The 7,275-nt window shown below is 64.9% G+C and carries 9 protein-coding genes; 6 read left to right on the top strand and 3 right to left on the bottom strand.

From position 1 onward, the window contains the following. Positions 1 to 411 (bottom strand): enoyl-CoA hydratase-related protein (locus EN742_RS17860; RefSeq protein WP_189375430.1); only part of this gene is annotated, 411 nt, incomplete at its 3' end. A gap of 104 nt (positions 412 to 515) precedes the next feature. Between EN742_RS17860 and EN742_RS17855 the strand changes: the two genes are divergently transcribed. Beyond that, positions 516 to 968, top strand: a complete 453-nt coding sequence (locus EN742_RS17855; protein ID WP_126055446.1) for a MarR family transcriptional regulator — start codon at positions 516 to 518, stop codon at positions 966 to 968. 138 nt (positions 969 to 1,106) lie between these two features. Here the strand turns inward: EN742_RS17855 and EN742_RS17850 are convergent, their stop codons facing one another. Next, on the bottom strand, positions 1,107 to 2,639 hold the full coding sequence (locus tag EN742_RS17850; RefSeq protein ID WP_127406952.1) for an acid phosphatase: 1,533 nt from the start codon (positions 2,637 to 2,639) through the stop codon (positions 1,107 to 1,109). A gap of 248 nt (positions 2,640 to 2,887) precedes the next feature. On the opposite strand from EN742_RS17850, the gene EN742_RS17845 reads away from it, so the two are divergent. From EN742_RS17845 to EN742_RS17835, 3 genes are all read left to right on the top strand, one after another. Next, positions 2,888 to 4,096: a cytochrome-c peroxidase gene (locus tag EN742_RS17845; RefSeq protein ID WP_245492346.1), complete on the top strand. Its 1,209-nt coding sequence runs from the start codon at positions 2,888 to 2,890 to the stop codon at positions 4,094 to 4,096. A gap of 104 nt (positions 4,097 to 4,200) precedes the next feature. Next, the gene (locus EN742_RS17840; RefSeq protein ID WP_127407237.1) at positions 4,201 to 4,863 is read left to right on the top strand and encodes a phytochelatin synthase family protein; all 663 of its coding nucleotides are present in this window, start codon (positions 4,201 to 4,203) and stop codon (positions 4,861 to 4,863) included. A 172-nt stretch (positions 4,864 to 5,035) separates the two neighbouring features. Beyond that, positions 5,036 to 5,257, top strand: a complete 222-nt coding sequence (locus EN742_RS17835) for a hypothetical protein (protein ID WP_126055449.1) — start codon at positions 5,036 to 5,038, stop codon at positions 5,255 to 5,257. Between the two features lie 9 nt (positions 5,258 to 5,266). Here EN742_RS17835 and EN742_RS17830 read toward each other — a convergent pair whose 3' ends face one another. Continuing rightward, complete coding sequence (locus EN742_RS17830) at positions 5,267 to 5,854, bottom strand: dihydrofolate reductase family protein (protein WP_127407238.1); 588 nt, start codon at positions 5,852 to 5,854, stop codon at positions 5,267 to 5,269. Positions 5,855 to 5,957: 103 nt separating this feature from the next. On the opposite strand from EN742_RS17830, the gene EN742_RS17825 reads away from it, so the two are divergent. Next, positions 5,958 to 6,374: a helix-turn-helix domain-containing protein gene (locus tag EN742_RS17825; protein WP_126055451.1), complete on the top strand. Its 417-nt coding sequence runs from the start codon at positions 5,958 to 5,960 to the stop codon at positions 6,372 to 6,374. Positions 6,375 to 6,507: 133 nt separating this feature from the next. Then, positions 6,508 to 7,242: a 3-keto-5-aminohexanoate cleavage protein gene (locus EN742_RS17820; protein ID WP_128333090.1), complete on the top strand. Its 735-nt coding sequence runs from the start codon at positions 6,508 to 6,510 to the stop codon at positions 7,240 to 7,242. Positions 7,243 to 7,275: the final 33 nt, after the last annotated feature.

Below are 7,275 nucleotides of genomic sequence, written 5' to 3'. Positions count from 1 at the left end.
CGCGAACTGCGCCTCGTCGGCGGCGAAGGCGAGATCGCAGGCAAACAGCGGGCCATAGCCGCCACCGAAGCACCAGCCATTGACCATGGCGATGGTCGGCACGCGGTACCAGCGCAGCCGCCGCCACCAGCCGTAAGCCTCGGCTTGCGCCTTGCGCACGGCGCCCAGGCCCTTCGCCTCGGTCTCGCGGAAATATTCCTTGAGGTCCATGCCGGCCGACCAGGCGGCGCCCTCGCCCGAGAGCACGAGAACGCCGACGTCGTCGCGGAATTCAAGCTCGTCGAGCACTTGCATCATGCGCCGGTTGAGCGCCGGGCTCATCGAATTGCGCTTGGCCGGCCGGTTGAAGCGGACCCAGGCGATGCCGTCCTCCACATCGAAGGCGACGGTGTCTTCGGTTTCTCCTGCCATGGGTCAATTCCTCCGAGATCGCTATGTTGCATAGCTTTAATCTTTGCTATGTCGCATAGTATTTTTACCTTGACAAGGGGCCGGATCGCGGCAATCGATCGAACATGGACGAAACCAGCAACGATCTCGCCGAGGACGCGCTCGACGCGCAGATCGGCTACAATCTGCGGCGCGCCTCGGCGCTGGCGCTCAACGATTTCGCTATCGAGATGGCGGAGGCGGAATTGCGCCCCGTCACCTACGCCATGCTGGCGCTGATCGACGAACGGCCGGGCATCCGCGCCGCCGGGCTCTGCCGGCTGCTCGCCATGAAGAGCGCCAACATGGCGCCGCTGCTGGCCGAACTCGAGGAGCGCGGCCTGATCGAGCGCGACGACCATGCCAAGGATCGGCGCGTGCAGGAGCTTCGGCTGACCGAGGCGGCCAAGGCCGCGATGCCCGCCTGGCGGCGTCAGGTGCGCCTTCACGAGGACCGCTTCCTGCATCGGCTGACCAGCAAGGAGCGGGCAACGCTGCTGCGTCTGCTGCGCCTGATCTGGGTGGATGAGGCGGAGTGAGCGCCGGCGCGCCCTCAACTCCAAGCAAAACAATCCGATAGCGGCCCGTCCTGCGGGATTGATTCATCTGCGAGACATCGGGCCTTGGGCGATTAGCGTTTCCTCTCCCCGCGCATTTGCTGAGGGAGAGGAAGGACGCTATTTCGTCAGATCAAGGGCGGCCGAGAGATCGCCCATCGGCGGCTGCTCGTTATTGCGCAGCGCCTTGTCGCGGGCGACGATGCCGGGCAGCACTGGCAGGTCGTAGCGCGCGGTAATGAAGCGCAGGATCGAGGTCGTGTCGTACTGCGTGTGGTCGACGGTCCCCAGCTTTGCATAGGGCGAGATGATGAAGGCGGGAATGCGGTTGCCCGGGCCCCAGCGGTCGGCCCTGGGCGGCGCGATATGGTCCCAGAAGCCGCCATTCTCGTCATAGGTGACGACGACCAGCATATGCGGCCATTGCGGGCTCTTCTCCAGATGCGACACGATGTCGGCCAGATGCTTGTCGCCGCTGGTGACGTCGGCATAACCGCCATGCTCGTTGAGATTGCCCTGCGGCTTGTAGAAGCTCACTGAAGGCAGCTTGCCGTCGTCGATCGCCTTGATGAACTCGACGCCGTCGAGGCCGCCATCCTTCAGGTGCTCGGCGCGCGCGGCGGTGCCCGGCGCGTAGGCCGCGAAATAGTTGAACGGCTGGTGGTGGAACTGGAAGTTCGGCACTGGCGTGGCGTTCTTGCCGTCGAGCGCCGCCTGCCAGGCGCCGGAGTACCAGGCCCAGGAGACGCCCTTCAGCGACAGCAGGTCGCCGATGGTGATCTCGTGCTGCGGCGGCAGCGTGGTCGGCTGCGCCGGATCGGCCAAGGCCTTGTCACCGCCCTCGGCCGGCTTGTTGGCGCTCGGCTGGTAAGGCGGCTGCATGGTGTTGACGGCGTAGAAATCCGGCGTGATGGCGCCGTCATTGACGAATTTCGGCGCACCGCCCAAAGCCGAGGCTGGCGAATTGTCGGCCATCTTGAGCGTCACGCCGTCGGGCTCGACGACGGCGATCTGGCCTTTGACCGGGCTGGTGTCGGCATGCGGATAGACCGGCGCGCAGGCGCAGGCGAGCATGATGTGGTTGAGGAAGGAGCCGCCGAAGGCGCCCTGGAAGAAATTGTCGGCGAGCACGTATTTCCTTCCCACCGCCCACATTGGCAACGTCGAGCCATCATAGTGGCCCATGACGAGCGAGCCGGAATCGGCCCAGGCGACGAACTTGTCGTTCCGGCCGGCGTCGATCTGCATCTGCTCCTGGTAGAAGCGGTGCCAGAGGTCGCGGGTGATGACGCCGGTGTTTTCATTAAAACCCTTGGGATCGTCGATGGCGAAGCTGGCATTGGCGAGATGCGCGGTCTGAGCCTCCGTCACCGCAGGGGTTACGCCCTTGCCGGTCAGGCCGCCCCAGGCCGGCGGCAGCTCGGCAAGCGGCTTGCCGTCGCGGTCGAGTTGGCGGGCCTGGTCGGCCGAGACATTGGCCAGGCCATTGGCGCCGGGGAAGCCGCCATAGAGATTATCGAAGCTGCGGTTCTCGGCGTAGATGACGACGACGGTGTCGATCTTGTCGAAGCCGGGAGGAGCCGCATGGGCAGCGGCGGTTAGCGATGCCAGGGCGGTGGAGGCCAGGCAAAGCGAGAACAGGGACCTAGTCATGGGGGATGCCTCGTGGCTGGGGATGGCTGGAGGACGGCAATCGATGAACAAGCAGGCGCGGAAGCAGCTACTGCGATGCCTCTGTCACTTTTGTGACATTTTCCGCCCTGCGCGAACACGGTTGCGTGAGCGTCGCGACCGGTCATCAATCCGTTGCACTGGGCACCTAGTTCCGGAGGCAAACCGGACCGCGCCCTATGCCGACAAGACGATGGAAAAGCCTGACGATCGCTATCGCCACGGCGTCGATGTTCGGCTTCGCCGTACCCGCGAACACGGCAGGCAGCACCCATCCCGGCCCGCTGTCGCGCGCGGAGGCTTTCGCACGGGCAGAGGCGCTGACGGCGCTGGGGCGCAAGATGTTCTTCGATCCGTCGCTGTCGGCCTCGCGCAAGCAGGCCTGCTCCTCCTGCCACGATCCCGACCACGCCTTTGGGCCAGCCTCGGCGACACCGGTCGAGATGGGCGGGCCTAATGTCGACCGGCCGGGCCTGCGCGCGGTGCCATCGCTGCGCTACCTGCAGGCGGCACCCCCCTTCACCGAGCACTTCTACGATTCCGAGGATGAGGGCGACGAGAGCGTCGACAACGGCCCGACCGGCGGGCTGACCTGGGACGGCCGCGCCGATCGCGGCCAGCAGCAGGCCAGGATCCCCCTGCTCTCGCCTTTCGAGATGGCCAACAAGGATGAGAGCGGGGTGGTCGCCGCCCTGAGCAAGGCCGCCTATGCGCACGATTTCAAGGCGGCATTCGGCGACGATGTGTTCGAACGGCCGGACGACGCCTTCGACGCCGCGGTCGAGGCGCTCGGCGCGTTCGAACAGAGCAGCGCCGATTTCTACCCCTATTCCAGCCGCTACGACGCTTTCCTTGCCGGCAGGGCGACGCTCTCGGCGCAGGAATTGCGCGGCCGCGTTCTGTTCGAGGACGAAGCCAAGGGCAATTGCGCCAGCTGTCATCTGAGCCGACCCAGCAACAATGGCGAGCCGCCGCAGTTCACCGATTACGGTCTGATCGCCGTTGGCGTGCCCCGCAATGCGGCGATCCCGGCCAATGCCGATCCCGCCTATATCGATCTCGGCCTGTGCGGCCCGCTGCGCACCGACTTCAAGGGACGCGCCGAATATTGCGGGCTGTTCAAGACGCCGACGCTGCGCAACGTGGCGCTGAGGAAAAGCTTCTTCCACAATGGCTATTTCCACACGCTGCGCGACGCGGTCGCCTTCTACGGCAGCCGCGACAGCGATCCCGGCCGCTGGTATCCGAAGAATGCCGACGGCACGGTCGACAAATATGACGACCTGCCAAAGGTTTACTGGCCGAACCTCAACAAGGACCCGCCCTTCGGCGGGAAGCCGGGCGACAGGCCGGCGCTGACCGATGCCGAGATCGACGACATCGTCGCTTTCCTCGGCACGCTGACGGATGCCGACCAGCGAGGCGCTCCGGCGCATTGAGATTCCGGCTGTGGACGATGGCGATGCGTGCCGACTCGGCGCTGATTGACGTTGCGCGCCGGCTTCTGCAATCTCCTTCTGCTGTATGGCTCCGAGGCACAGCGATGAGGCGCAGTCTTGCATTCGGTGTGATTGCCGGTATCGGCCTGCTCTGCGGCGCCGCATTCCTGATTGCTGGTCCGTCGGCAGTCTCGCCGGACAAGATCCAGTCTTCGGTTATCCGCGCGCCCGAATTGATCGACCGTGCCTGGAAGTTGCCCGTGGCCGCTGCTTTCAATGCCGACGTCGAATGGCAATCGAACGCATCAAGGTGCGGTCCGGCAAGCGTGGCAAACATGTTCCGCTCGATCGGCGAAGAAGAGACGACGGAAGCTGAAGTGCTTGCGGGAACGGGAAAGTGCTGGACCGGATTCTGCATCATCGGGCTGACCCTGGACGAGGTTGCCGAAGTCGCTCGAAGCAAGACCAAGCGGAAAGTATCCGTGCTTCGGAACCTGACTGCCGAGGAGTTCCTCGCGCATATGAAGCGCGCCAACGATCCCGGCCGCCGCTACATCATCAACTTTACGAGGGAGAGGATTTTCGGCGCCGGCGCCGGCCACTTTTCCCCGATCGGAGGATATATGGACGCCGAGGACATGGTTTTCGTCCTTGACGTCAACCAGCGCTACAAGCCCTGGCTGATCGAGCGCGAACGCCTGTTCTCGGCCATGGACACGATCGATTCCGATGGCGACAGGAAGCGCGGTTTGCTGCTGATCGAGTGACGACGGATGCGATGCCCGGGCGCCTGTCCAGGCATGGCTAAATGCCCGATCTTGATGCCGAAACGACCAAGGCTGGGCTTTCATATGCAATATTGCTAATATGTGTACTCGCTCACATGACTACAGCACGCCGGCTGCTACGGTGGCTGCTCGTCGCATGATGGGGTCTCAAATGCGGTTCGTTGCAGTGCGGGAGCCGCCTGATACTTGGGCGGTGTTTGACACGTGGATAGACGAGCCTGCGGACTACGCTGGCTGCGTGCTTGCTGGTTTGACGTTGCGTGAAGCCCAGTGGTTCGCCGCCGTCGCCAATGTTGAAACCTCCGCGCGGGTGCGCAATCCCTTGGGCGTCGGCACCTTGGTTGAGCCGGCGCCGGTCATCGGGGTCTTCTGAGGCAGCCCCTCACCTCGCCGGCGCGTAGCGGCTCACCACCATGCCGCTGGCATAGGCTTTCGAACCAATGAGCTTCAGCCTGGAGAAGCCGCCCTGGCCGAAGATGCGGCGGCCGGCACCCAGCACAGCCGGATTGATGAAGAGCTGGAATTCGTCGACCAGCCCGGCGGCGGCCAGCGCCGAGGCGAAACCGGCGCCGCCGAAGACGGCGATGTCGCCGCCCTCGCCCGCCTTCAACGCATTGACCTCGCGCGGCAGGTCGCCGCTTGCGATGCTCGTGCGCTCCCATCGCGCGGCCTTCAGCCTGTCGCTCAGCACCACCTTCTGCGCTGCAACAATGCGCTGGGCAAAGGCATAGAAGCGGTCCTTCGGGAATCTCGTCGCGGCGTTGCCCCAGTGGTTCAGATAGCCCTCCTCCGCCATCTTGCGGCTAAGCAAGATGGTGTCGATGGTTTCGAACACAGCGTTGAAGTCCTGCTTCAGCGCGTCGTCCCAAGCGCTGTCGTCGCCCCACTCCCAGAGCTGCCAGCGATGGTCGTCCTCGGCGCCGACGAAGCCGTCGACCGACATCTGCATTTGCAGGATGAGTTTCTTCATTTCCGGTCCTCCGCGTGCTTCCAATCAATTTACTTTTGGAACCATTTGACGCGCGAAGGTAATGGTGTCAATAGTAAAGTGATTTAAAAATGGAACCGTAACTATGTCGACCAGGGAACGGTCCGGCTGCCCGATCAGCCTGTCGCTTGAGCTGTTTGGCGACCGCTGGACGCTGCTCATCATCCGCGACCTGGCATTCGCCGGGAAAAAGCATTTTCGCGAATTCCTGCAGTCGGACGAAGGCATCTCGTCGCGAACGCTCGCCGAGCGGCTGCAGACGCTGCAGGAGGAAGGCATCCTCACCCGCAGCGACGACCCGACCCACAGGCTGAAGGCGATCTACCGGCTGACCGAAGCCGGCGTCGACCTTCTGCCGGTACTGGCGACGCTCGGCGCCTGGGGCAGCAAATATCGCAAGGCCGACGATGATCTTGCGCGGATTGCCACTGAGTTGGCCGGCGGCGGCGAGCCGGCTCTGGCGCGGATAAAGGAGAGGCTGCGGCAGGAAAATCTGGGTTAGGCGGCGCGGCGCAAATCGCCCACACCGGCGCTCTTCGCCTGGATCGCGGCGTCGAAACGATGCCTGTCAGCAGACGTTCCGGTTCCAGTCTATGCGCCTCTGCGTTAGACTCAGCTCGAACAGGACCGCCGCCATGATCGTCCAGGCCTGCATCAACGGCGCCCGCCCCGCCGATTTTCACGCCGCCCTGCCGCTTGACCCGGACGCCATGGCGCGCGACGGCGCGGTTTCGGTTGCCGCGGGTGCCGCCGAGCTCCATGTCCATGCGCGTGGCGCCGACCGGCAGGAGAGCTTGGCGCCGGAAGCGATGGACCGCACGGTGGCAGCGCTGCGCCGCGCTTGTCCGGGAACGCTGATCGGCGTCTCCACCGGCGCCTGGATCGAGGAGGACGACCTCCGCACCCTCGTCGCCATCGCCGGCTGGCGCGAGCTGCCGGACTATGCCTCGGTCAATCTCAGCGAGACGGCCGCGCCGGTCGTGATGGAAAGCCTGCGCCAGCGCGGCATCGGCATCGAGGCGGGCCTGGCTTCCATCGCCGACGCCGAGAGGCTGGTGACGCTCGACCATGGCGGGCGCGTGCTGCGCGTCCTGATCGAGATTTCCGAACAGACGCTCGACGAGGCTTTCCAAGTCGCCGACGGCATCGAAACGGTGCTGGCGCGCGCCGGAATCCGCCGCTCGATCCTGCTGCACGGCGAGAACGCGACGGTGTGGCCGTTCGTCGAGCGGGCGGCGGCTCGAAACCTGTCGACCCGGGTCGGGCTGGAGGACGGCAAGCACCTGCCGGACGGCAGCGTCGCCGCCGGCAATGCGGCGCTGGTGGCGGCTGCGGTGACGATTTATCGGGCAGGCCGATGGCGGGGCTAAGAACGCTCGCCGGAAGTCAGCCGAACGTCGCCA

The organism is Mesorhizobium sp. M4A.F.Ca.ET.020.02.1.1 (genome assembly GCF_004022645.1).
Taxonomy (GTDB): Bacteria; Pseudomonadota; Alphaproteobacteria; order Rhizobiales; family Rhizobiaceae; genus Mesorhizobium.
Note: the sequence above shows the minus strand (reverse complement) of the source record. Positions and strands in the feature narration are given on the sequence as shown.